This is a genomic window from Spartinivicinus ruber (assembly GCF_011009015.1).
In the GTDB taxonomy this organism is placed as follows: Bacteria; Pseudomonadota; Gammaproteobacteria; order Pseudomonadales; family Zooshikellaceae; genus Spartinivicinus; species Spartinivicinus ruber.
The window spans coordinates 6,244,395-6,269,052 of the sequence record NZ_CP048878.1; the positions used below are offsets into that span (position 1 = coordinate 6,244,395).

General features: G+C 37.1%; 19 protein-coding genes. 9 read left to right on the plus strand and 10 right to left on the minus strand.

Annotated elements, in window-relative coordinates; all coding sequences use genetic code 11:
• Window positions 1-19 precede the first annotated feature (19 nt).
• From znuC to G4Y78_RS28175, 3 genes are all read left to right on the plus strand, one after another.
• A complete protein-coding gene (gene znuC / locus G4Y78_RS28165; RefSeq protein ID WP_163836254.1) occupies window positions 20-757 on the plus strand; it encodes a zinc ABC transporter ATP-binding protein ZnuC in 738 nt (245 codons plus the stop codon).
• Window positions 758-815: 58 nt separating this feature from the next.
• Window positions 816-1,649 carry an iron chelate uptake ABC transporter family permease subunit gene (locus G4Y78_RS28170; protein WP_163836255.1) on the plus strand — a complete coding sequence of 278 codons (834 nt, stop codon included), beginning with the start codon at window positions 816-818 and terminating at the stop codon, window positions 1,647-1,649.
• Between the two features lie 261 nt (window positions 1,650-1,910).
• Window positions 1,911-2,843 carry a hypothetical protein gene (locus G4Y78_RS28175; RefSeq protein WP_163836256.1) on the plus strand — a complete coding sequence of 311 codons (933 nt, stop codon included), beginning with the start codon at window positions 1,911-1,913 and terminating at the stop codon, window positions 2,841-2,843.
• 36 nt (window positions 2,844-2,879) lie between these two features.
• Here the strand turns inward: G4Y78_RS28175 and G4Y78_RS28180 are convergent, their stop codons facing one another.
• From G4Y78_RS28180 to G4Y78_RS28190, 3 genes are all read right to left on the minus strand, one after another.
• Window positions 2,880-3,965, minus strand: coding sequence for an SO_0444 family Cu/Zn efflux transporter (locus G4Y78_RS28180; RefSeq protein WP_163836257.1), 1,086 nt, complete (start codon window positions 3,963-3,965; stop codon window positions 2,880-2,882).
• 186 nt (window positions 3,966-4,151) lie between these two features.
• Window positions 4,152-4,673 carry a hypothetical protein gene (locus tag G4Y78_RS28185; protein ID WP_163836258.1) on the minus strand — a complete coding sequence of 174 codons (522 nt, stop codon included), beginning with the start codon at window positions 4,671-4,673 and terminating at the stop codon, window positions 4,152-4,154.
• 229 nt (window positions 4,674-4,902) lie between these two features.
• Window positions 4,903-9,708 (minus strand): hemagglutinin repeat-containing protein, encoded by a 4,806-nt coding sequence (locus tag G4Y78_RS28190; RefSeq protein WP_163836259.1) that lies wholly within the window; start codon window positions 9,706-9,708, stop codon window positions 4,903-4,905.
• 294 nt (window positions 9,709-10,002) lie between these two features.
• Between G4Y78_RS28190 and G4Y78_RS28195 the strand changes: the two genes are divergently transcribed.
• On the plus strand, window positions 10,003-11,127 hold the full coding sequence (locus tag G4Y78_RS28195) for an ISAs1 family transposase (protein WP_222937590.1): 1,125 nt from the start codon (window positions 10,003-10,005) through the stop codon (window positions 11,125-11,127).
• Here G4Y78_RS28195 and G4Y78_RS28200 read toward each other — a convergent pair.
• Both G4Y78_RS28200 and G4Y78_RS28205 read right to left on the minus strand, forming a co-directional pair.
• Window positions 11,030-12,181, minus strand: a complete 1,152-nt coding sequence (locus G4Y78_RS28200; protein ID WP_163836260.1) for a filamentous hemagglutinin N-terminal domain-containing protein — start codon at window positions 12,179-12,181, stop codon at window positions 11,030-11,032. The genes G4Y78_RS28195 and G4Y78_RS28200 overlap by 98 nt on opposite strands.
• A 542-nt stretch (window positions 12,182-12,723) precedes the next feature.
• Window positions 12,724-14,388 (minus strand): ShlB/FhaC/HecB family hemolysin secretion/activation protein, encoded by a 1,665-nt coding sequence (locus tag G4Y78_RS28205; protein ID WP_163836261.1) that lies wholly within the window; start codon window positions 14,386-14,388, stop codon window positions 12,724-12,726.
• Window positions 14,389-14,613: 225 nt separating this feature from the next.
• Between G4Y78_RS28205 and G4Y78_RS28210 the strand changes: the two genes are divergently transcribed.
• On the plus strand, window positions 14,614-18,261 hold the full coding sequence (locus G4Y78_RS28210; protein ID WP_163836262.1) for a DUF2339 domain-containing protein: 3,648 nt from the start codon (window positions 14,614-14,616) through the stop codon (window positions 18,259-18,261).
• Window positions 18,262-18,323: 62 nt separating this feature from the next.
• Here G4Y78_RS28210 and G4Y78_RS28215 read toward each other — a convergent pair whose 3' ends face one another.
• From G4Y78_RS28215 to G4Y78_RS28235, 5 genes are all read right to left on the minus strand, one after another.
• Window positions 18,324-19,055 carry a substrate-binding periplasmic protein gene (locus G4Y78_RS28215; protein ID WP_163836263.1) on the minus strand — a complete coding sequence of 244 codons (732 nt, stop codon included), beginning with the start codon at window positions 19,053-19,055 and terminating at the stop codon, window positions 18,324-18,326.
• Between the two features lie 58 nt (window positions 19,056-19,113).
• Window positions 19,114-19,530, minus strand: a complete 417-nt coding sequence (locus tag G4Y78_RS28220; protein WP_163836264.1) for an N-acetylmuramoyl-L-alanine amidase — start codon at window positions 19,528-19,530, stop codon at window positions 19,114-19,116.
• A gap of 114 nt (window positions 19,531-19,644) precedes the next feature.
• Window positions 19,645-20,010, minus strand: coding sequence for a hypothetical protein (locus G4Y78_RS28225; protein ID WP_163836265.1), 366 nt, complete (start codon window positions 20,008-20,010; stop codon window positions 19,645-19,647).
• A gap of 241 nt (window positions 20,011-20,251) precedes the next feature.
• A complete protein-coding gene (locus tag G4Y78_RS28230) occupies window positions 20,252-20,503 on the minus strand; it encodes a hypothetical protein (protein ID WP_163836266.1) in 252 nt (83 codons plus the stop codon).
• Between the two features lie 213 nt (window positions 20,504-20,716).
• Window positions 20,717-21,453, minus strand: a protein-coding gene (locus G4Y78_RS28235) for an IS5 family transposase (RefSeq protein ID WP_230425663.1) whose coding sequence is annotated in 2 segments (ribosomal slippage) — window positions 20,717-21,177 and window positions 21,177-21,453 — 738 coding nt in all. Because the reading frame shifts where the segments join, the coding sequence is not laid out codon by codon here.
• A gap of 100 nt (window positions 21,454-21,553) precedes the next feature.
• Between G4Y78_RS28235 and G4Y78_RS28240 the strand changes: the two genes are divergently transcribed.
• From G4Y78_RS28240 to G4Y78_RS28255, 4 genes are all read left to right on the plus strand, one after another.
• On the plus strand, window positions 21,554-22,459 hold the full coding sequence (locus G4Y78_RS28240; RefSeq protein ID WP_163836267.1) for a TRAP transporter substrate-binding protein: 906 nt from the start codon (window positions 21,554-21,556) through the stop codon (window positions 22,457-22,459).
• Entirely contained in the window at window positions 22,417-22,614 is a 198-nt protein-coding gene (locus tag G4Y78_RS28245) for a hypothetical protein (protein WP_163836268.1), read from the plus strand. Before G4Y78_RS28240 ends, G4Y78_RS28245 begins: the two co-directional genes overlap by 43 nt.
• Before the next feature lie 454 nt (window positions 22,615-23,068).
• Window positions 23,069-23,890 carry a helix-turn-helix domain-containing protein gene (locus G4Y78_RS28250; protein ID WP_163836269.1) on the plus strand — a complete coding sequence of 274 codons (822 nt, stop codon included), beginning with the start codon at window positions 23,069-23,071 and terminating at the stop codon, window positions 23,888-23,890.
• A gap of 95 nt (window positions 23,891-23,985) precedes the next feature.
• A complete protein-coding gene (locus G4Y78_RS28255) occupies window positions 23,986-24,651 on the plus strand; it encodes a LysE family transporter (RefSeq protein ID WP_163836270.1) in 666 nt (221 codons plus the stop codon).
• Window positions 24,652-24,658: the final 7 nt, after the last annotated feature.

The following is a 24,658-nucleotide window of genomic DNA, read 5'->3' on the forward strand; positions in this document are numbered from 1 at the left end:
GTATCTGGTTAATTAATCTATGACCAAATTACTTGTTTCGCTAACAAATATTGGTGTTAGCTTTCAACAGCGACAAGTGTTGCAAAGTGTCAATTTAGAGTTGCACCAAGGGGAAATCGTTACCCTGATTGGCCCTAATGGCGCAGGTAAAACTACCTTAGTCAAACTGGTATTAGGGTTACTGGCACCTGATCGCGGTGAACGATTTCAACAGCATAATCTGCGAATTGGTTATATGCCACAACGACTGCATATTGAGCCAACGTTTCCCCTTACAGTAGAACGCTTTCTTGCACTGGCAGGGCATTACTCTATCCCAGAAATTAAAGCTGCTCTAGCACGAGTAGGAGTTTCACGACTGCAGAAAAGCCCTGTTCAAAAAGTCTCTGGTGGAGAGATGCAGCGAATCTTGCTGGCGCGAGCTTTATTACGCAAGCCTCAATTGTTAGTGCTGGATGAGCCTGTTCAAGGTGTAGATATTAGTGGCCAGAAAGAGCTGTATCGATTGATTCAATCAATTCGTAACGAGATAGACTGTGGCGTTTTAATGGTCTCTCATGATTTACATTTAGTAATGGCGGCCACTGATCGAGTTGTATGTTTAAATCGCCACATTTGTTGTTCTGGCTCACCTTCACAAATAAGTAATCATCCAGAATATTTAGCACTTTTTGGAGAGCCTGAAGAAGAACTGGCTGTATATACCCACCATCATGACCATCAACATGGCGTGGATGGAAAAGTCATCAGCCAATAAAAAATCTCAAGCAAGTAGTTTGTTAAGATCCTAACAATATTAAGTAACAGTAAGTTATATGGTTGATTTTTTTTGGTTATTAAGTGATGCCTTGCTGGCAGGCATTGGCGTAGCAGTAGTGGCTGGGCCTTTAGGGTCATTTATTGTGTGGCGTCGAATGGCTTATTTCGGCGACACCTTAGCTCACTCTGCATTACTAGGAGTAGCTCTTGGTTTTTTATTGCAAGTTAACCTTACCTTGGCAGTGATAATAGTATGTGTATTGCTGGCTATTTTATTGGTTTCCTTACAGCAAAAGCACATGATTGCTTCCGATACATTATTGGGGATTTTGGCACATACCTCATTATCTTTAGGGCTAGTCACGATCAGCCTGATGGATAGCACAGAAATTAGTGACAACTTAATGGGCTATTTATTTGGAGAACTTCTAGCAGCAACCACAACCGATATTGTCTGGATATTTGCTGGTGGAGGACTTGTCCTAGTAGTGCTTTATTTACTATGGAAGCCCTTTCTGGCGATTACGGTAGATGAAGATTTAGCAAAAGTAGAAGGTTTGCCGGTAGCTTGGTTGCGTTTAGCCTTAATGCTGCTAATTGCACTGGTAATTGCTGTAGCCATGAAAATAGTGGGTATGTTACTAATAACATCGCTGATGATTATTCCAGCTGCAACCGCTCAACGTTTTGCCAATACCCCTGAATCGATGGCTGTGGGAGCAAGCGTAATAGGTAGTTTAGCCGTGGTAAGTGGCCTTCTCGTTTCTTACCATTGGGATACACAAACAAGCCCCACCATAGTGGTATGTGCAGGAGTTTTATTTTTAGTGACTTTAATTATGCCGACTTTATCACAGTTTTTTGAAAAAAGGTTAAAAGGAAGCGATTAGCTTCTAGTTTAATAGTTTGTTACATAATTAAGCTCAGCAACTGATTTAAAGGCTTGGTTAGATAAGGTATTATGTAATCCAGTTTAACTTTATGTTGATTGGCTGTTTATTTAACAATACTAAGCGCCAGCCAAGTAAATAACTACATAATTTGGCCATATATCATCAATATAGCGCTATTAAATAAGATGAACTTTGGGCTTTGCTCCAACCAAATAAAAGAAAGATAATTTTGTGTACCAGTTAAGTGTTCCTGGGGTTATGAAAAAAGTTGCCTCTAAAGCAGTGAGTAAGCAAATTCTAATTGGCATTACTGCTTTAGTAATGGGCTGTCAATCAATACCTCCTGTACAAGAGCAGCCAACAACAGCCACCCAAACAGCCCTGGCCAGCAAGCCTATTGCGATTAAAACCAGGCTTTCAGCGACTCAATCAGAGCCAACCAACTATACAATTAAAAAAACCTCTGCAGCTGATCAACTGGCCAATAAAATTAAACGTTTAATTGATACAGGAAATCTCACCAAGCCAATTTCAAACAGTGCTTTAACTAACATCCATGAGTTGGAGCAAAACGCTCCTTCTCACCCAGAACTGGTTGGCCTTAAACAAACTCTAGCACGCAGGTTAATGCAAGTGGCTTACCATGAATATGGCCAAAATAATCAAGCAAAAGCTTTATACTATGCCAATGTTGCTCAACAAGTTGTTCCAGATATTGCTGGAGGAAATGAGTTAGTCAACCAGATTCGGCAACAAGTAAAAGCACAAGTTGCGTCTGCCACTAAAGGCACTAAATCCACTGGTAAAGTAACAATTATTCAGCCTCCAGCAAAAGGAGATGACTCGCTGATCGCTAAGACTTTATTTGAGTCCCTCAGTGATGAGCAACGCCGGGTATTAGCTGAGCTACCTCAAGATGTTAATTCAGTTCTTCTGAATATTATTATTTTAAATCAGAATGAAGTTCAGGATCGTTTATTCGATGTACGCTATGTGTTGGATAGTATTGTCGATCAAATGGTAAAAGAAAATGCCAGAGCAGTAGTTACAACTCGGTCAATGAAAGACTCAAGGTGGTTGGCAGCATTATTAAAAACCAGGACTCGTCAGGTTAACCCTTATTTTGAGTTAAACCTGCTGAAGAGGGTGAATACTGAATTAAAGCCGCATATTGCATTGTATGCTCAATAGCCTTCTTCAGAGTTTAAACTGAGAAGGCTATATTAACTAAGGCACACTAACTAAAGATGGAGAGAACTGCCGTCTAATTTTTTGCCAATATACTCTAATCATTAATGCAACAAGCAATAATGCCATTATCGTTTCCCAACCTATCCCTTGCGAGTGATGCTCCTGGCTACCAGCTAACACCATTGTCCAACCAAAATAGTTGATACTTGCATCTAGCACCAATCCACAGAAAATAGCAGTTCCTATTACTCCAACTAAACACGCAACTAAAGAGCGCTTACCTAATTCCCGACCAATCACACCTAAGGTTGCAATATTAGTCGCAGGGCCAGCAAGCATAAAGACTAAAGCTGTGCCAGGAGAAATACCGGCTAACATTAAACTAGCAGCTAATGGCGTTGAAGCGGTTGCACATATATACATAGGAATACTGATTAATACCATAAACATCATGGCAATAACCCCATTCCCCCACTCTAATAAAAAGGTTTGTGGTACATAACTAGTTATCAGTGCAGCACCTAATAAACCTATTAATAACCAACCAGCCGTATCTGCTAGTAAATCAGTCGTCGCGAACTTAGTGGCAGCTAATAACTTATGATAAATTGATAGCTTTGAAGGCTGATTACCACAACTGCTTTGACTGTTAGCATTGTTTTTTTGCCCACAACAACTTCCGCACTTTGAATTATTAAGGAGTACTTCATCTGCTTTACTTTTTCTTTCGAATAAGTTAACAAGCAAGCCAGAAACTAACGCACTGAAAATTGCAGCAATGGGCCTAGCAATTGCCATAACCGGCCCCATCATTGCGTAGGACAAGCTAACTGAATCAACGCCTGTTTCTGGGGTTGCTACCATAAATGCAGTGGTGGCTCCTTTCGATGCTCCAGCTCGGCGCACACCAATAGCAGCAGGAATAACTCCACAAGAGCACAATGGTAGTGGGGCACCAATAACTGCTGCTTTAATAACACTGCTAAAATGTTGACCTTTTAGGTGTTTTTCGATCCATTTAGGAGGAATAAAAACTTTAATCAAACCCGCTATAAAAAATCCCAACAATAACCAAGGGGCTGACTCAGTAAGTAGTAACCAAAACTGGGTTGCAACTGTCACTATGGGGCCTCCGGTGTTACCAAAGTGTTGTATTAATTTACTGAGTGTTATCAATAACCACTCTAACAGAGCTAATCACAACAGCAGTATAAACCCTAGAGTTAGCTCTAAGGTCAAGCAAGCAACAGTACTTTTTCATCACTCTCAAGAACAAAAAAACATTCAGAAAAACAGACGGTTACATTCCTAATTGATTTTAAGCTGAGCAATCGCTTTATTCGCAGGGGCACACTCTTGCTTCGACAGGCAGGATGTATAAATTTGCAGAATATGATCCCCCAAATAACCAATATAATGAGATTCAAAAAATTCTTTCTTTTTAGCCCCTCTCACTTTTACATCAAAAGTAGAAAAAGGCACATTATCCAGTTTGATAGAAGTTGGTCCTGACAGGGGGGTTTTATGCTCTATCTTTATCGTTTCTTGCTGAAAAGATAATGGATCTTTTGCTTTTATTGGCAGATTTGCTTTGGCTAATAAACCAATTACAAACATTACATCTGTGTTGGGCTGCTCTATCTCAATAAATGCCGATTCTTCTAAAGCTACCCAAACTTTTTTTGCATCTGCACCAGTTGGTTCTTCCTTGATCGGTTGAGTATCAACTTTCCAGTCTTTAGGAATTTCCAATTGAACAGTTGTTTGACTTGCACCCACATGAGCAGCAACTACTAACCACAATCCACAAATAGCTAACTTCATTTTCATCAAACTAACTACCAATTTTGAGTTCACTGATTAAAGTGTAGATGAAACCCTTTGAAGATGAATGCTTTCTTTGATTAAGAGATGCCAAAGCCTAGAAGAAGGCTCTACGCTATCACCCTCAATTTATAACCAGTAGATTTAATAAACACAACAATTTATAATTTTATAAAATAAAAATCCTGACTATCAGTGAAGAGTCAGGATTAATATAGAGTTCATAAAGTTCCTACTACTTTTTGACTGTTAGTTCTGAGTTAATAGTTTGTTGTTGTTTTTCCTTTACATAAGTGACAGGTGATCTTACTGTCACTGCTGCATTTAACGACTCACCAATAACTTTTCCTTCAACTATATCTGTTGCTGCTTGTTTAACTGTATCCACAACGGGTTGTAAACCTAAACTGATTTCACCAGTTGCTTCCGTTTTATCAACGGAACCAGATACGGCTGAGGTATTAATAGCCCCATTGACACTAATTAACTCAGCATCAAAATTGGCTCCCGTTAAAGTCACATCACCACCAACCTTTATTCGTTTAACATCTACTTTAGAAGCTTGTGTAACTGCGTTGGTATCACTGGTTTTAACGTCAGCTTTAGCACCAACCTGATGAGTTAATATATCTTTTATTTTTCTGATCACATTCAAGATTGGCAGATTTTTCTCTACAGCATCAGTAAAAGTAACGGTACCAGCCGGTCTTTTTAACGCTATAAAACTATCGATTTCAGTGCTGACATCTTTATCTTTCACACTAGTGGCATTAAAGTTACCATCCACTGTTACATTAATATTGCCAGTAATAGTAGAGTTGGTTAACGACAGGTTATTGTCAACAGTTACCTTACCTTTGCTAATATATAACTGACTGCCTTGATGATCTACCCTATCAATATCTTTGTATTCAACACTTGCTTTACTTTCTAAGCCCACCCCTAAATCAGCCTGTACTTTATATTGGTTATGGTTGGAAGTCGCCGCCTCCAGTTGAATATCTTTACCAGCCGATATTTCCCCTTGGTCAGAAGTTAAATTGGTACCAACAAAACGAGCAGTTTCATTTATTTTCATATCAATACTGTTGACCTGAATATTACCACCCTGGTGAGTGACCATGTCTCTGTTGTCATAACCACCAACAATACCATTTTTATAATTCCTACCAGCTGCTTTGGCTTTATCAACTTTATCTAGTCCGCTGATCCTATCATCTATTACCGTTGCTTCTAATGGATTAACCGCTAATTTAGCATTCCAGCCATTACCTTTAACAGTTGATGTGGTCACGTCATGGGTAAAGTTTTTAGCAACTACTTTAAAAGAATCGGCTTTAATATCAGTCCCCACAAACACTACATCAGCATTATTGGATACCACCTCAATAGCACCGCCTTTAATTGAGCCTGCTTGTTCTGTGGTGGTGATGTAGTCTGCCCGGCTAAGCTCTAGGTTTAAACCAGCAACTCTATCATTAGATATCTTATGTTTAGTAAAAGGTTTGGTTTTCCTTTTTACTATAAAATTATCCAATGCTTTATGGTCGCTATTAATAGAAACAACATCTTTTTTCTGCTCTACGCCCAAACCAATATTATTGATATTTTCTTTAATAGAGCTAGTACTAGAAACCACTTGGTAGTCAATACCACCTTTTCCAGCTAATTTAATGTCGGCATCAGGTGCAGATGAAATATCAGCTCCCTGGATAACAGTTTTTCCTTTTCCAGAGATAATATTGATACCTTGTTGAGAGTTTATATTGCTAACAACAGCAGTTTGACTTCCTGATTCAGTATCATTCCACTGCACATCAGCACCAATGTTTACAAAACTTTTTGCTCTTTGTAGCTTATTAAAAGCACCATTTTTCAGGCTTTTTGATTTATCCTTGGTTGTTGATCCTTTACTACTATCGTTAGATTTATCACTTGTGTCAGCAACTGCTTTATTTTTTGATGTGTCTTTCGAGGTATATTTACCTTTATCTTGCTGGTTTGAATCACTTTTATCACTCGCATCAGCATCATTATTACTTCTCAAACTAGCTTCGTCTTTATCAGCCTTAATACCCACTTCACCAGCAACTTTGTGGTGGGAAACACTATTACTTTCCGTATCGTAAACAGCTAGTACTTCGGCAGTCCCTTTTTCAGAAATGAATTCTGTTTTACCATCTGAATTTATTTGGGTAGCCTCTAAGGTAATGTCGCCATTTTTGGCAGTGAAACGAATATCTCCACCTGCTGTAATAGTACCTACTTTATGTGTGGTTGAAGATTTTGTTGTTACCTTTTCTTCATAATTACCAGCAAGACCAATACCTTTAGCTGACTTAACCCGTGTATCATTAACATTTTGCTTGGTTTTTGCTAAAATATCGTTTGCTTTGCTATAAGCACTACTTGAAGTTACTTTATATTTAAACTTTCCAAATTTTGAGGGCTTATCAGAGTTTGAAGCAAATAAAGTGCTTGCTTTATTTTTTGCTTTACCAGAGATCTTACTGGATAGCTGATCAGTCCATACGGCTCCATTCTTATGCTTGCCGATTTTTAGACTGAACTCACCGCCTGCTTTAAATGAATGATCAGAAGAGTTTTCAGTATTTTCGGCCGCAGAGAAAGTGAAGTTATTCTCAGATACACCTAAAACATTACCACCGACAGATATATCAACACCTTCCAGATAACCTTCACCAACGTTGAACAAGACATTTCCACCCTTAGCAGTAATGTGGCCAGTAACAGCGTTAGTAGCTTCCTTAGAATTATTGCTCCAATTGTATTCTCCTTTACCAGATATACGTACATCCTTTGTCGTTTGAGTAGCTATACGGGCACTCCCAGCTCCTCCTTCAGCAAACGCTGAAAAAATATCTGAGTTATAAGCTGCAGTATGGGTATATTTATCTGCATTAATAACCACATCACCTGAATCTGCAAGTAAGCTTGTGCCTGATAAGTTGACATAATTCCCTGCTAGCACTACTTGAGCACCACTCAAAGAGCCTGTGATAGCATTTTTAATTATGCGTTGATTATTATTAGCATCGAAGCCACCAGCCAAGTTTAGACCGAAATCAGGATCAATATGCTGTGTTTCAACAGGTGTAGGTATAACATCTTTTCTAATATCACCAACCTGATCTTCGTAAACATTCTTTAAACTAGGGTTAATTGTTACACCAATACTCCCAAAACCAGTCTCAGAATTTTCAGCAACCGTTTTAGTATTATAAACAGCTTTTTGAGTTAGCTGGTTAGTATTGATTTGTGTTTTTCCTTTAGCTGAAATATTACTGGCTTCATCAGTAAACTTATCAGCATTGAGATTAAGATTTCCACCTGATTTAAACGTATTAACCACGGCATTAGACGATGATCCAGTAGTAGTATTTTTACTGAAATCTACTCTATAATCATGACCAATACGCTCAACACCTGCATAATAGGTAATCCCACCTTTAGTTTCGGTAGTAGTTTTGCTATTGGTTTCAGTATTATAAACAGCTTCGTTTACTATTTCTTTAGCTGTGATATTTAAATCATTTTTCGCAGTAACATCTGCTCCTTTTGTTTTGAATGTTTCTTTAGTTTCAATATCTAAGTTATTTCCAGCAACCAAGCCACCTTTGATAGCTGTTGATTTATCATTTTTTTCAACTATATTCGTTACTTTAACTCCTATAGCACCACTAGCCTCACCAGCTTCATCATCAACATTACCATCAGTAAAAAACGTAGTGTTGTCTTTATTGGTATTTGATGAATCGGTATTGAAAGCTGCTTCAACAATGATATTGCCTATTGCTTTAATATTTAAGTCTTTGGCTGCTTTTACCAAGCTGCCCACTATTTGAGCATCTTTAGCACTTGATATTTGAATATTGGTATCAGATAAAACTTCAGAACCAACAACCTCTTTTTTTCTTGAATCAGATTCGTTATTAGAGGTCACTATCCCAATAAATCGGTTTTTATAATCTGATAGCCCTGCTTCGCTAATATTCGTTGCATTATCGATAGTAATGGATTCTTTTTCGGTTAAAGCATATGCCCCTTCTTTTCCTGAGACAGTACTACCCTGAATACGTATATTATCTTCAGCATTAATAAATAGTTCACCATCAGCTTTAACTGTAGAACGTTCGTTTAGCATATCATCGCGATTTGAGCTACCAGAAGAACCCCAGAAAGCACCGCCCACTGTATCACCACTATATGAATTCTGACTACTGGTTTGACTGTATTGGCGAGTTGTAATATTTACGTCATTATTAGCATCAAGAATTATATTTCCTTCAGCAGATAATTCAGTTGCTGCAAGGGTTATTGATTTATCTGACTGAATGGCTAGATTTTTTCCTGTAGAAATCGTTGTTCGACTAACGGTCTGTTTAGTGTTTTGGTCATTTGACGTTTGGCTTGTGAAACCGTTTGAGTTACTTGATATATTGCTATTTGATGATGTGGCAATTTTGCCAATTAATTCTACACCACCTTGCGTGTTTACATAAAAATTATTTTTTGCATTAATCTCTGCACCTTCAGCAGTTAAATTATCTCCAGTCAAAATATTAATATCACCCTCTGCATTCAGCTGAGCAGCTGAAAGTTTAACTGAGTCACTTACATCAAAATTAATATTGTTTCCTGCTACGATATTTGTTTTATTTACAGTTCTACTTACTTGATTTCTACTATTCTTTCTATTTTTCAGTGACAAGCCTTCATTCTTTGTCCTTAAAGAATAAGAATTTGAGAAACTATTTAAGCTATCAGTTAAAATAATACTCCCTTTTGCTAGTGAGTTAATGCTATTTTCAGCATTAAGCTCAGCACCATTAGTTTCTAAGTTCCTTCCAGAATTAAGGTTGATGTTATTACCGGCATGAATAACAACACCTTGCTTGGTTACATTTTTAGCATTATTAACTGTTTTCTTTTCATATAACCGAAACCACTTGTAATAATCTTTATTAGTTTCAGTTATGTTTTCTACACTATTTAATTGAATATCACTATCGGATAGCAAATTAACATTTTTTCCTGCAGTTAAACTAGCACCATCTAAAATTAATTTTTCTTCAGCAGTAATATTAATATCGTTGGTTGCAGTTAGCTGAGTAGTATGACTGCGCTTTTCTGTATGAGTATTCGTAGTGGTTGTTTCACCAATATCAGTTCCGGCAAAGTCTTCATGTAATTGATAGTCTTTTCCAATGTTCGTTTTTACCGTAGATAAACTGTTAAGGTCAGGGCAATCGCATATAAAAATACAACAAAATCAGTATAATAGGATAAAAAGCAACTGATATAGAGTGCAACATTGGTAAAAAATAGTACAGTTTTAGATCATTTTGAACAGTTAGATGATCCTCGAATGGAACGCCATCGTCGCCATAAGCTCATTGATATTATTACTATTACGATTTGTGCCGCTTTATGTGGAGCAGATGACTGGGTAGCTATTGAGCGATTTGGTAACGCCAAAGAATCATGGTTTAAAAGCTTTCTAGAACTACCGAATGGAATACCCTCTCATGATACCTTTGGTCGTTTTTTCTCACGCCTTTGCCCTATCTCGTTTCAAAGCTGCTTCATCCAATGGATTCAGTCAATCACTGATAGCTTACCTGGCAAGCTGGTAGCAATTGATGGTAAAACCCTTAGACGATCATTTACTGAACCTGATAAGAAGAACGCTATTCACTTGGTTAACGCATGGTCAATAGAAAATAAGCTGGTGTTAGGCCAACTTAAAACTGATAGGAAATCCAATGAAATCACCGCCATTCCTGAACTATTAGAAGCAATAACAGTTAAAGGTGCTGTTGTATCAATAGATGCGATGGGATGTCACAAAGCCATTGCTGAAAAAACTCGTGAAAAAGAGGCTCATTACTTGTTGGCAGTTAAAAATAACCAACCTCGTTTATATTCTGCTATTCAAGAACAACTGTATTCTAAAAAAGCCAAAGTGTATCAACGTCCCGCTATAGACTTTCATTCTTCAGAAAAAGAACAGCATGGCCGTCATGAGATACGGCGCTGCTGGGTTTATCACTCAGTGGCTAAACTACCTATAGCAACAGAGTGGATCGATTTAGCGGCTGTCGTTAGGGTTGAAACAGAGCGCACCTTGCAAGGCAAAAAAGCAAAAGAACAACGCTATTATATTTCTAGCCAGCCCTTGTCAGCAAAAGCTGTCAGTGAAATGATTCAGCATCATTGGCAAATTGAGAATAGCCTACATTGGAGTCTGGATGTTGCATTTAGGGAAGATGATAGTCGAATTCGTATAGGCCATTCAGCTGAAAACATGTCCAGGATTAGACAAATAGCCCTTAATATACTTAAACAAGATGACACTTATAAAATTGGTATAAAAAATAAGAGGCTGTCTGCTGGTTGGGATCATGAGTATTTAATGAAGTTGATTTGTTCCGTGTAAATTTATATGCGATTGCCCTGCTGTTAAGGTTAACCTGTTTATTAGCAGCTATATTGATATTTTTTGAATCTAAAACTACTGCAGCTAAGTCAATATTATTTTTTGATTTTAGATCAATATTTTTTTTGCTCTTCAGCTTGGCTCCCTGTACAGATCTATTACCATTTATCTTCTTTGAGGCAATATTTATGTTACCAGCTGATGCTATAGAGATTGACTCGTCAGCCTCTATACTCGCGCCGCTTAAGTTTACACCCACACCTTGAGCTGTATTTACAATGCGAATACGGCCTGCTTGCATGGCTCCTATTAATTGAGCATCAAAGCTGCTGATGGTTTGAGTTAAAGGTCTAATGGCTGTAATAGAGCCTGACTGCTGGTCATAGTCTACCTGGTTTAAACCAGCAACAATACTTAGTTCTTTACCTGCTTTAACTTGGCCATTAACGATAACTTTTGGAGCTACCAGGTTTAATACTGCATCTGCTGCAGATACGCTCCCCCTAATATTTAAACTGGAATTTTTATTATTGACATTAAAAGATTTTAATTCCCCTTTACTTACAGCTGGTTTACCAACAACCAGGGTAGCACTGGGAGTATTAATAAAACCGCAGCCATCACAGGTAATGCCATTAGGATTAGCAACCACTACTTTGGCAGAATTACCTAATACTTCTTGCAAGCCTAGTAAAGTGGATGGGTTTTTACTGACTACTTCATTTAAAATGACTGATGCTGATTTACCATTTAGGTTTGCGTTTGCCTTAAGTGATTTATTTAGTATTTGAGAATGGGCTTTAGATGTAGCGTTATTTAACACAACACCCTGCTTACTTACGTTGTACTTATTATACTTATTGTAAGATAAACCTTTGCTATTAGGCTTTGCTATATTGACAATGTCGACACCATTTTGCTGAGTCACAGTAGTATTACTATTGGCAGGATTAATACCGCCAGCAATAGCAGTATTAGCTGAAGTGACAATTACTGCAACCACGGCTAATTTTAATTTACCTTTGCCGCTTAATCCGGATAATGGCTTATTCATGTCAATATTCTCCATTCATAAGATAAAAACTGCCTAATGACACAAACAAGTAGCAGCGTGTTTGCACCAAAAATATTTTAAATTTTGTGGTTTATCTTGAGAGAGGTAGGGTTAGTTAATCTCTCAATTCATACATATGTTTAACTTGGTAAGTAGTATACTGACTAGCCAATCAATATTAATAAATGAAAATTACTATGCGTTTAATAAAAAAACGTAATGGTCAAAACGCTGTCGTCTAATGGATGAGAATTAGTCAAGATATCATCTTTTTAATAGCAATTAATTATTACTAGAATCTATTTATCGCTTTATAAAATTAAAATAAATAGTTGGACTTATCATAGATAAGGGTATTAATTTTTTACATTATTTTTAGCAAGCCAGGTAAAATGGGGCTTACAGATATATTTGCGGTGTAAAGAAACTATTACCGGCTTACTTATACAAACAAAAAAGCGATAGTTATCACATAATTGTAAATTATTAATAGGCTTAGTTTTAGAACATCTAATTGGAGGAATTACTGTGCTTGGTAAGAGTTACCAGTTGATTGCAAATCGGATCAAGGCATGCCAGCCTTCCTGGTCAAAGCTGTCTGGTTTTTTTAGCGACCGCGCTAACTGGATATCCACTTGGCCGGTTTGTTGCCAGTCAAAAGTAATACCTGTTGTTACTCCGGCAAGTTCTCTGCCAGAAGTATCGCCATTCGCTGCCACACGTCCAGTATCCAGGCCAAGATAAGGCCTCCATTTTAAGTCTTCAGCTATAAGGTTACTCCAAGGCGCATAGAGGGTATTTTGCCAATAAATTCCTTTACTGGCACTGGCGCTTTGATCTCTAAAACCTCTAACAGTATACGGGCTACCAATTTGCAGTTGCTCAGTACCAGGTAAAATATCTCGACTGAACTGCCCAGATAGCAAGCTAACCAACTGCCAATTATTTGTAAAGGACTTGATCATATTGATGCTATAACGCCATTTTTCAAATTGAGTATCAGGTGGATCTTTATCATCACCACCAATAATGCCTAGTCCTTGACTATAGCCTACTTCCGAAACCCACAAGGCACCCAGTCCTATGCGAAACCAGTTAATCGAAAAGTCAGCTAGTGTTAAATCATGACTACTGATAGTAATCAGGCTATCGTTTAAATAGTTTCTGATTTTTTTATGAATCAACTGAGCTGCAAGGCTGAGTTTATTTTTCTGGTCGCGAAAAGCAACATAGTCAACTCTCACCCCTTGTTCTCGGTTAAAACCAGTAGCATTTAATTTTTGATTTGGCAGTTCAATTGGTGTTAGATATTCAAACTCACTGATAAAGGCAGCAAATGTCCAATAACCGTAAGGTACGGACCAATTAATCGATTTACTTTCATTATCTTGTTCTGCATACCATAACTGATGGCGCCAGTTCAAAAACAGGTTATCATTTAAGCCAAGTAGATTATCGTAACTGAAACTGATGCTGCCTGAATCTCTTCCTTCATTGTAATTATCAGCACTTATGTATAAGTGCCACTGCTTCTCATCAGTATTATTGACTACTAATTTACTGGTACCAAAAGCTTTGCCTGGAGCCAATTCAACTGTAACATCGTTAGACGTTAGTCTATTTACTTGGTCTAAACCTTGTTCTAGATCCCTAATATTAAAGACATCTTTATATAAGTTAGGTATAGCTGTATTAATATTGATGGCATTACCTGTCGCAGGTTCTACTTCAGAGATTTTTCCTTCAACAATGGGTACCACAAGGTTTGTATCTTCATCAATAATAGGCTTTAAAGGACGACTGGTAATATAGCCACTTTCAATATAATACCGGGTAATATCCAATAACAGCTGATTAATTTTTTTTGCTGTCAAACAGGTAAACTCATAACCATTAACTAATTTCTGTTGGTACTGTTTTGCAATCAAAGTGACGCTTTTAAATTTAACTTTATTTATTTTTACACACTGAATATCGTCAAACTGTTTGGCTTCAGGTTCATACTTAAGCTCTTGACCTGGAGTAAACTGTTGTTTTTTCTGTATTTCTTCTGCTTTCAAACGTTGCTCTTCGTCTATTAGTGGATTTCTTAATTGATTATTCTCAGTCGGTATATCTACAGCTGATGCATCCTCATACAAACAAAAGTTAGTAGCAACTAGCAAAACTAATAATTTATTGCCTTTTGTTTTAATTAATGACAGCATTACTTTTAATTCTTATTAAAAAAATTATTACACTAAATTAAATCCTTTAGTGAACCAAAGTGTAGTAAATAGTTGCCAATGTGACACTAATAAGACGAGTCAACGTTTTTAATGAATAGCAGCTAGTTTATATGTCCAATTACAATTAAAACAAACGATTAGTCATATATGAGTTATACTGTCTTTCTTATAATGATGGAAACTATCTATTGTTAACTGGCGATTATGGATAAATCGGCCTATCAAGCTGAAATAGCATTGCTGAAAAAGGAACTTGCAGAGTTGCAGGAGCAGTTCAGCAACAGAGCAAACCAGTTATCAGCTAGGCTTGATACAATTAGCCAACAATTTGCTCAAACATCACCTGAAGATTTATCAGCACAACATCATGAAACTGAACTAGATCTAGATTCTCAGTCAAAGCCAGGCCATTCTGATATAGGGCTGGGGAGTGTACAACAAGAAACACAGGGTGAAGCAGAGCAGGCATCACTACAAGCTTCTATAATACCAGCTGAAACAGAACAACAGTTTCATAACCAGCAAGATACTATAGAAGAGTCGACAGAGCCTGTTTCTCAGGGGGCTGAACTAACAGAATCACGACTTATTGATGACACAACAGACACTTTAGAAAACGTAGAAAATACATCAGAAGAAAAGCCGAATAAGTTGGTCGATGCATTTAACTGGCTAATATCCTGTATTGTTTATATTGGCCCCTTTGCTCGGTTAATTGAGCAAATAACTCACATTTATGAGCATTACCAACAACAGGGTAAGACACCAGTCTTTTTAATGACCGCAGCAGGTATTACTACCTTAGTTATAGGATTTGGTTATTTACTTCAATATTCGTTTACTGAGTTTTTATCTTTTTACGCAAAATTTGCCGTTTGTTATTTGATTGGTATCGCTGTATCACTGCTCGGCTGTTGGCTTTGTATCAAAAAACCCGCTTTCAGCGAGTATGGATCTAGCTTAATTGGCTTAGGTATTATCATTGACTATTTAGTTAGCTACTTTCTTGGGCCTTATTTTGAAGTTGTCAGTGGTTTTACTAGTTTCCTCATTCTGGCTATTATTACATTAATTTCCTATGTACTAGCCATTACTTTTGAAACAAAAGTGGTCGCTACTGTCACGTTATTGGGTGGTTCACTATCACCTATCGTAACGGGCGACACATTTGTAGTTGGTCATATCTTTGCCCTGTATCTGTTGCTGTTGACAATAGCCAATTTACACATCGCCCATCGAATTAATTGGCAGATACTAGCTAATATTGCACTGTTTACGACATTAGGCTTACTAGAATATGGTGGTTATTTTTGGAACCACTTCAATCTAGTCAGTATTTTCTTTTTATTCAGCTTTTTCTACTTATTCAGTTATAACTGGGGAGTTAAAGATAGACAGCCTAAAGCTGAATTAGTCCCATTTGACCTTATCGCTTTAAACACTATTTTATTTTACTTTATTTATGCCTGCTTCAGCCTGCCTGCCAGCAACATAGCAATAGGAGGGTTACTACTCACAAATGCCATTTTAATAACTACAATATTTCAGTTTTTTAAATTAAGAGCAACAGCACTTGGCCCCGTCGTCTCATTAATGGCTTCGCTGCAATTGGCTTGCGCATTGTTTGCCCTAATGCCACTTGATTGGTTTGGCATTTTAGTTGGTATCGAAGGATTAGTCTTAGTTTACCTTGGTTACAGTTATCAAGCCTATTACTTAAGACTTGAAGGCTATTTTTTATATGGAATTGCACTGTTAAAGCTAATTTCAGATGTAGTTTTCGCAGATTGGTTTTCAACTGATTTTGCTCTCGTAGAAATACTTCTACCTTTATTTGGATTAACAGGCTTACTCTGGTGCTGTTTTAAACTTATCCAGCCTTACGATGAAGTACAAAAGCCTTTTGAAAGTATCATTATGAGGTACTCTAATGAGGGCGTGAGTTTATCAGCCTTTAGCTCTTGGTTAATAATCTGTTTAACTAGCAATGTATATTGGCTAGCCATTTCATCAGTCCCTTTACTGGTATGGTTGATGTGGCGCAATCAATATCATCAATTAAAACTAACTGAATGGTTGGTGTACACTATTCCTCTACTTTGCCTATTAGAAGCAGTTACTCTATTAACAGCTTTCACAATTGTAAGCAATCATTCAGCATACTACTGGTTAATACAACCTCCCATTAGTTGGATTAACTGGTTGTGTGTTATAGGCTGTTTTAGCTTGATTAGTCAGCTTAGCCGGTTTGCCACGTTTAAACTAAGCACGGATAAGCTACCATATATATATCAGGGGATTGCTTATGCAATCATGCCTGTGTTTCTTGGTTTAGATGTTATTAGTTTACTTGTCAATCACATTGGTATTCGCCAATACCCCGTAATTAACAGTAACCTGTGGTACAATTATATAATTAACCTAATTATTATAGTCATATTTTTATATCTATTAATTTATCAACTTAAACCTGATAGCGAGACAATTTATGAAAAATATAGGTTAATATTGTCAGAACCTTTAGGTATTGGTTTAGCCGTATTTTTTCTATATACCGCTGCTTCTTTAAATACAGAAATTTGGTTGAACTTAGCCATTATTCCCTGGGCGGTCTTACTTTATAGTGCATTGAAATACAAACTGAAAGTAAGCGAAGTTTTTGCCTGGCTAATCCCACTTTGCTTTGTGGTTGCCATTATACAAGGAGGTATTCAGGTAGGCTCATTTCATTTTTCTGATCAGTTATTAACAACTAAGTTGGCTTGGGCTGAGTTATTTTTTTCTGGTTGGGCACTACCTTTATTTTATCAGTATATTAACCAGGAACAAGATGGACGACTCACTAAAGCAGCTGATATTGTAAGAATAATCGTCTATCTAGCCATTCCATTAATTCCATTACCCCATATTTATCGGCACTATCCTCAGTTCATTACTAGCGCATTCTGGTTTTCATTGGCGATTTGTTGGGGTTTAAACTGGCTCTTAAAGCTAAAACAGCTGACTATTGAGTTTTATGTAATATTTTATATCGCAACCATTATAACTATATTTAATGCATTGATTTCAGCTGTCACTATCTTTAGTGGAGCTACATTATTAAATATTGTTGCAGCACTTCTTAGTGTATCCTTGTTACTTATTATAGAGAGGCCACTAACAGCAGAAAAATTAAAGCAGTCGCGATATCAACAGTCATTTGGCACTAGCTATTTTCTAATGTGCTTTTGTATAGCTGCCCTTGTTTATGGATTCACAAGCAATATAGCTTTAAGTATGTTGCCTGCTCTACTTATTATGACTTATAGTGAGTTTCGCAATCCCTTATTTTCCTTTATACATGCAGTGTTTAGAATAAACTATGTACTGATGTTATCGATATTATTACTAGCTCCTAACATTCTAGCTGCTAGTAATATCAATATTGCTAACATAATAGTTTTAATAATATATGGTATAATTGGAATTTTTATCACCCATAAACTGTGTTATCAAAATAAAATTTTTTGGCAAAACTACCAAAAACTCAATATTCAAATATGGGTGGGACATGGTATTTTGCTATTGAGCTATCTTGCAATAATTAAATTACTATTTGGTAGTGTACTAGCGGTTGCAACTACTATCACCTTGCTAATCCATGCGCTTATTGTGCTGTTTATGACCTTAAAAGAATACTATCGAAATATCCTCAAACTTTCACTGCTACTATTTGCAGCCTGCACAATAAAACTTGTGCTTTACGATATGCAAGACTATTCATTATTCCACAAAATGCTGGTCATGATAGCCGTAGGTACTATTTTGCTTGTAGGAGCATATCAGTTCCAGCGAATGAAGGAACGGACGTAAAATAGCCCTAGCATTTGCTTGTAAATTGGCATCATTGGCTCAGCTGGTGGGTAACAAAGTCTTTACTTTACATACACATTATTAACTAGATCATCGAAGTAGTATTGTTCATATTTCCCTGAGTCCATAAATTCATTAAATCCTTTATTAAACAAACTCATTATCTCCTTATTTTTTTCTATTTTATTAGAAAGTAGCAAATATGCACCTTGTTTTTTTAATGGTTTATTATGATTAGTAAATAACTGAACCATTGTCTTTGGAAAAAATTTATTTATCTCAAAATAGCCCACACTTAAGTCATGGGGAAAAATATCAATCCTATTTTTCAGTAACATTTTTAAGTTTTGCAGGTCAGACTTTACTCTCACCACTTGCAAACTACTGCTAGCTTCAGCGTCCATAAAGTCCTGGCCATAGTTATAACCAATTGTAGCGCCTATTCTCAACCCATGTAAATCATTAAAATTCTTCCAATCAAATTGACGATTTTTCAAGTGAAAAAATACAAATGTTATATAGCCTATAGGTTGATCGCTGAATAAAAACTCCTTTTCTCTTTCAGGTGTTTTAAACCATAGAAATGTTCCATGTACTTTACTCTTTTTAGCATCCTCTATAGACCTAGCCCAAACTTGAAATCTGTAACTGACTTTTATCCCAACTGAGGCAAACACATCGGTAATTAATCTAGGTGTTACTCCATTATATTTTAACTTTTCTGATACATAAGGTGGCCACTCCCCACCAGACAAAGTTATGCTTAGTTCAGCATTAGCTTGGATTGAAAGCATAGTTAATACTATGTAAAAAAGCTTCATTACTGACTTGACCAGCATTAGTTACTTAGGCTTATCTGTACAGATTAGATGATAATATTCCACTTTGTTCACTTTCCCACCATTCCCCCACACCAAAATTAGGACAGGTTTTCTTAGGGTCTAAGTCCCGGTGTCGACATATCTCGGCTAACGGGTATTTAAATTTCCACTCACTCAAAACATAGTCCAGGCTCAATATTTGGTCTTCTGTAAACTCATCTCGACCAATCAGGCAAACACCTAAACTGTTGCGGTTATGCCCTTTAACATGAGCACCAGGCCAGAACTCAGGGCGGCCATTCTCGATCACCCCATCACGCCGAATTACCTTGTGATAGCCGATGCCTGACCAATTCCGTTGCACATGCCATAGGTGAATATCAGCGGCGGTAACGTCCCGGTCGTCTGGCGTGTCTGAGCAATGGATGACGAGTTTTGTTATTTTCATGATTTTTATTTAAGTATAAAAAAAGCCCCAAAAATGTGGGGCTTGAAAGGATATTAATTGTCTGTTTTTAGTACTGAGCAGACCAATTATAGTCTACCCAATATGAATAAATTATTAACCTAGTGCTCTGTTACCTTTTGGTGGTCTTGGGCAGCTAGGCCCACCTTTTACAGTAACTGTAGGAACAACACTAGGTCTCATCCCACCACGGCCCGTAGCTAGATTCGCAAACTCAATAGGCTTACTGCCTTCTTTAGGTGGCTTAGGCCAGTGTGGACCTCCAAGTGCGAACTCAATTGATATGTCTAAGCCTAAATAAGGACGGCGACAAAGCTTATACCTACATTCAATTTCTTGCGCGACTAGCCTAAACTCTGGTGGTAAGTCTATAGCTCTAAACTCGTCATTTTTAGTCACCAAATCTGCATGGGCGCTATTAATACCCACAACAGCTAAAGCTGTAACTATTATCTTTTTCATGGTTAATTATTTTCTTTTTGACGTAAGGATCGAGAATTATACGACTTAAGCGGTATAGATAAAGATGACAACAAAGAGACCAAAACAATAAATTCGGGGTAAAAAAAAGCCCCATAGGGATGGGGCTTTTACAATATTAAAAATGATTGCTGTGTTTAGGAAAGTAATCTAAACAACAGGCGCATTATATCAATATGAGTTACGAACTTAAAGAATAAATATTTTTATATTAGCAAGGATTTTAAAATTTAAAATCATCAGGAATTTGATCCTCAGAGTGTATAAGATGATGGCTAATAGCATCCTCTATAGCTTTTTGTAAAGCAAGTACAGCATCAGCCTCTTCCATATGATTATTCCTTCTTAAATCCCTAATTTTAGTTGATAAACTACTTCTATACACTTGCCATGTTACATTCTGACTTTTAACTGGTACTATCCAATCACATTTTGGCATAGCACGAATTGCTGTAAAACAGTTTCTCAAGCTCATTATTTAAATAACTCCTGTATAAAAATTATATTAAGTCCCTGAAAGGCCCATGCGACATACTCTCTATCGATGAATCGTCATGAGGTGATGCGATATTACAACTGACCTTGTTTGCCTATATGTCCAAAAGCGACATCACTTTTTGTTCTTCATTATTGTAAATAGATGAAATCCCATTATCACTGTGTTTATAAGCTAAAATATCATTTAGTACTAGGGCCTGTTAACACTAATTAGTTTGTCGACGATAAGTGCAAAGTGAATAAAAAAGTGAAAAACAGTGTCTAATTTTTCAAATCGAGAGAATATACGTCTAAAGCCTTTTAGCCTACGAAATAAGCGTTCAACTTCATTACGGTTCTTGTACATTTCACGATCATACTTCCAAGGTGATAACCGATTACTTTTTGGCGGAACCACAGGCTCCATATTTAAATCAAATACGAGTTGCCTGGTTTCGTCACCTTCGTAGGCTTTATCCATAATGACGTGCGCACCTTCCCAGCCACAGTTTTCAAGCCTCTTTAATAGCTTTCTACCTTCCGGTGCATCACCTGCTTGACCTGGAGATAATGAAAAAGTGACCGCCGTTTGATCATCTGCTGCTACCAGGTGAATTTTAGTTGACCATCCTCCTCTTGATTTACCAATCGCTTGTGGACCGTTTTTTTTAACGCGCCTGTACCATCAGGATGAACTTGTATGATTGTGCTATCGAGCGATACAAGATCAACCTGGATATTGATGACATCAGCTTCTTGTAATACAGAAAAAACATCATCTAAAACACCTTTTTTGGCCCATCGATTAACGCGTGTATAAATGCTGTGCCAGTTGCTAAAATATTTCGGTAACCCTCGCCACTTACAACCATGCTCGGCAACATAGAGAACGGCGTTGAGTACTTGTATATTCGATAATTTTACATTGCCGCGCTGAACAGGCAGCAAGGATCATTTTAAATTGTTGTGTTGTAATCTCCATGAGCCTATTGTAACAACATTAGTGTTAACAGGCCCTAGTAAATTTAATATTAAAAATTAGTGAGTTATGAGTTTTATAGGTCTAGCCAAATTATTGGGATGTCAGCTATTGAGCTATTTGTGGTTCATACAAGTAGCATTGTCAGAGCCAACTACGATTATCTGTAGTACTGATAATCCAAAAGTTTCTTTACATGTACTTGCTCTCGAAAAGTTTGGTGAACTTGTTAGTCGATACTCTAATGGAGAACTTATTACTAAAATTCATTACCGTGGAAACCAGAAATACCCTGCCATCAGTGGGGAAGAAACTAATATGAATATGGTAATGTCAGGGCTAAATCACCCAAAAGTTAAGCAGCCTTTGCACATTACAGTAATTGCTTCAGGAAATGCATCTTTAAAGGCATACATTTTAGAATTTTTAATGCTTCCATATATTTTCCCTGAAATAGAGTCAGCAGAAAAGCTTTTTAAGAGTAAACTCATGACTGAAAAAGTTAATGATATACTTGCAAAAAAGCATAATGTTCGAGCTATTGGCTGGCTGATAGGTGGGTACCGCCATATGACTAATTCTAAGAGGCCTGTAACTCAGCTAGATGAAATGAAAGGACTTATTATTCGTACTCCTCGTAACCGATTGATGCGTGATACTTATTTGGCATTTGGTGCAACAGTAAAAGCATTAAACTGGGGGGATACTTTCAACGCATTAAAAGAAAAGCACGTAGATGGGCAAGAAAATCCCTATAACGTTATATACTATTCTAAGTTTTGGGAAGCAGATCAAAAATATGTTACTAATAACGCTCCATTCTTATGGACTGGACCTATTTTAATAAACGAAATTTTTTATCAAAGTTTACCTAATAAACTTAAAATTGCAGTAAATAGAGCAGCGTTAGAAGCAGCCGAGTATGAGTGGAAATGGATTATCAAGAAAAATATTTTTTCAAAAAAGAACTTATAAGTAAAGGAATGCAAGTTGATGAGCTTAAAGATAAACAAAAATGGATAAATGTAGCAAAAAAAATTTGGTACAAGCAGTATAAAAATATAGGTTATGGAAGCTACTTAGAAGGAGAGATGGTGGTACAAGGAGTATTAGAAGTTATAAATAAATAAAATACAAGACGAGTGGGAGTATTCCCACTCTCTATCCCCCACCCATGGAGGGTAATCTGCTCTATCTATTAACGTTATTTAGAATTTATTTGGAGTAGTTGGCTCTGGCTTTGGCTTGGGTTTAGGAAAGTGACCACGGATCGGCTGGGGTGACGTAGTTGTCATCATAATATTGAGTCCTTTTTCATAAAGAATGAGACTTAATCATAACCATATTCACCAAATAAACTGGGACGTAAGTCTACAATGACATCAAAAATTCAAAAACCTGACAAATGGTAGTTTTTTATACTTTAGTTGCTTACACAGTGCCTTATATTTGGCACTTAACAAGTTTGTCATCCTTACTCTGCAATTTTTTACAAGCCTTTAACTGCCACAAGGTCTTATAATCCCGTAGAGAGTGTGTAAATCTAGGTTTTTCAAAAATGGCTTTGCTGCTTAGGTAGTATTGATGAAAGCTGATGAGGTTAAACGTTGGCAATTGGCGTCTTGTGAAGGGCTAAACCTCAGTGTGGCTCGTTATGTCGAGTTTCAGTTCCAGCGCCATTTCCATCTTGACTACCATATTGGAGTAGTACAACAAGGCTACCAATGCTTTTACCACCGAGGAAATACCTACAACTTGGGTCCTGGCCAGATTTCTACCATCAATCCTGATGAGTCCCATGATGGCCATAGCTTAGAAGCTCAAGGCTATCAGGTTCGGGTCCTGGCAATCAGTCCTACACTAATGCAATCTTGGGTAGAAGATATTGCTGATAAGCCAGGGCTGCTGCCTTTTTTTAATCAGCCAAATATACTCAAGCCAGCTTTATTCCAAAAAGTTATGCAATTGCATCATCTTATGGAATTTGGAGGAGCTACTTTGGCTATTGATGCAGAGCTGCTAACCTGCATAGCTGATTTACTCAAGCATCAGGGACAGTCTGCGTGTGGTTCAGATCCGATGGCATTAAGCAGGTCTCAACTCAGTCTGGTTAAAGACTATCTAACAGCCAATTTAAGTGAAAAAGTAAATTTGCAAACGTTGGCTAACTTATTTGGATTAAGTCGTTTTCAATTTTTGCGTCAATTTAAACAAGCTATGCATATTACTCCTCATGCTTATCTAAAATGTTTGAGGTTAGAGTATAGTCTGAAATTATTACAAAAAGGCAACACTATCTGTGACGCTGCTCAGGCAGTGGGTTTTTACGATCAAAGCCACTTTAACCGTGCTTTTAAGCAAGCCTTTGGGGTTGTGCCTTCCCTGATACAGCAGTCGATAAAATAAACTGAACCTCTAAAAGCGATTTCTGCAATAATTTACAATTCATGACTTTACAATTTTCCTAGAATGCAGTTTTTAAGTGCATAATGGAAAAGTAAATGACTGATTTAATGCTGCTACTAACTGTGGGCGCAGTCCATTTAGGCGGCTTAATTAGCCCTGGACCAGATTTTGCCCTGGTATTAAGAAATAGTTTATCAAGTGATAGCCTTTCTCTTTCTAGAAAATTTGCTTGCATAACTGCATTGGGGTTATCCAGTGGGGTATTAATACATACCTTGCTGTCTATAATTGGCGTTAGTATGCTTATTAAAAATCATCTGATTTTATTTACTGGTTTACAGTTAATTGGCGCTGCTTATTTACTTTTTTTAGGCTGTGGTGCATTAAAGACTGGTTGGATTAGGGTTAAATCAGGTTATGTAACCAGCGTAAGGATGAGTGGAAACACCCAAAATACTACTGGAATTTGGCAGGTCTATTTAACAGGGCTAATTACCAATCTGCTTAACCCTAAAGCATTAGTTTATTTTATTAGTTTGATATCTGCATTTGTCGTAAACAGCAGCTCTATATCACTTAAATTTGGAATTGCTGCAGAGCTTTTTTTACTGACTTTTATATGGTTTTCTGTATTAGCAATATTCTTGTCTTCAAAGAAGATGCAACATTGGATAAAAGAATTTGAAGGTTATATTAACATACTAACAGGGCTTCTATTCAGTAGTGTTGGGTTGGTTATAATATTCCGAATCATAATATAGCATTTTC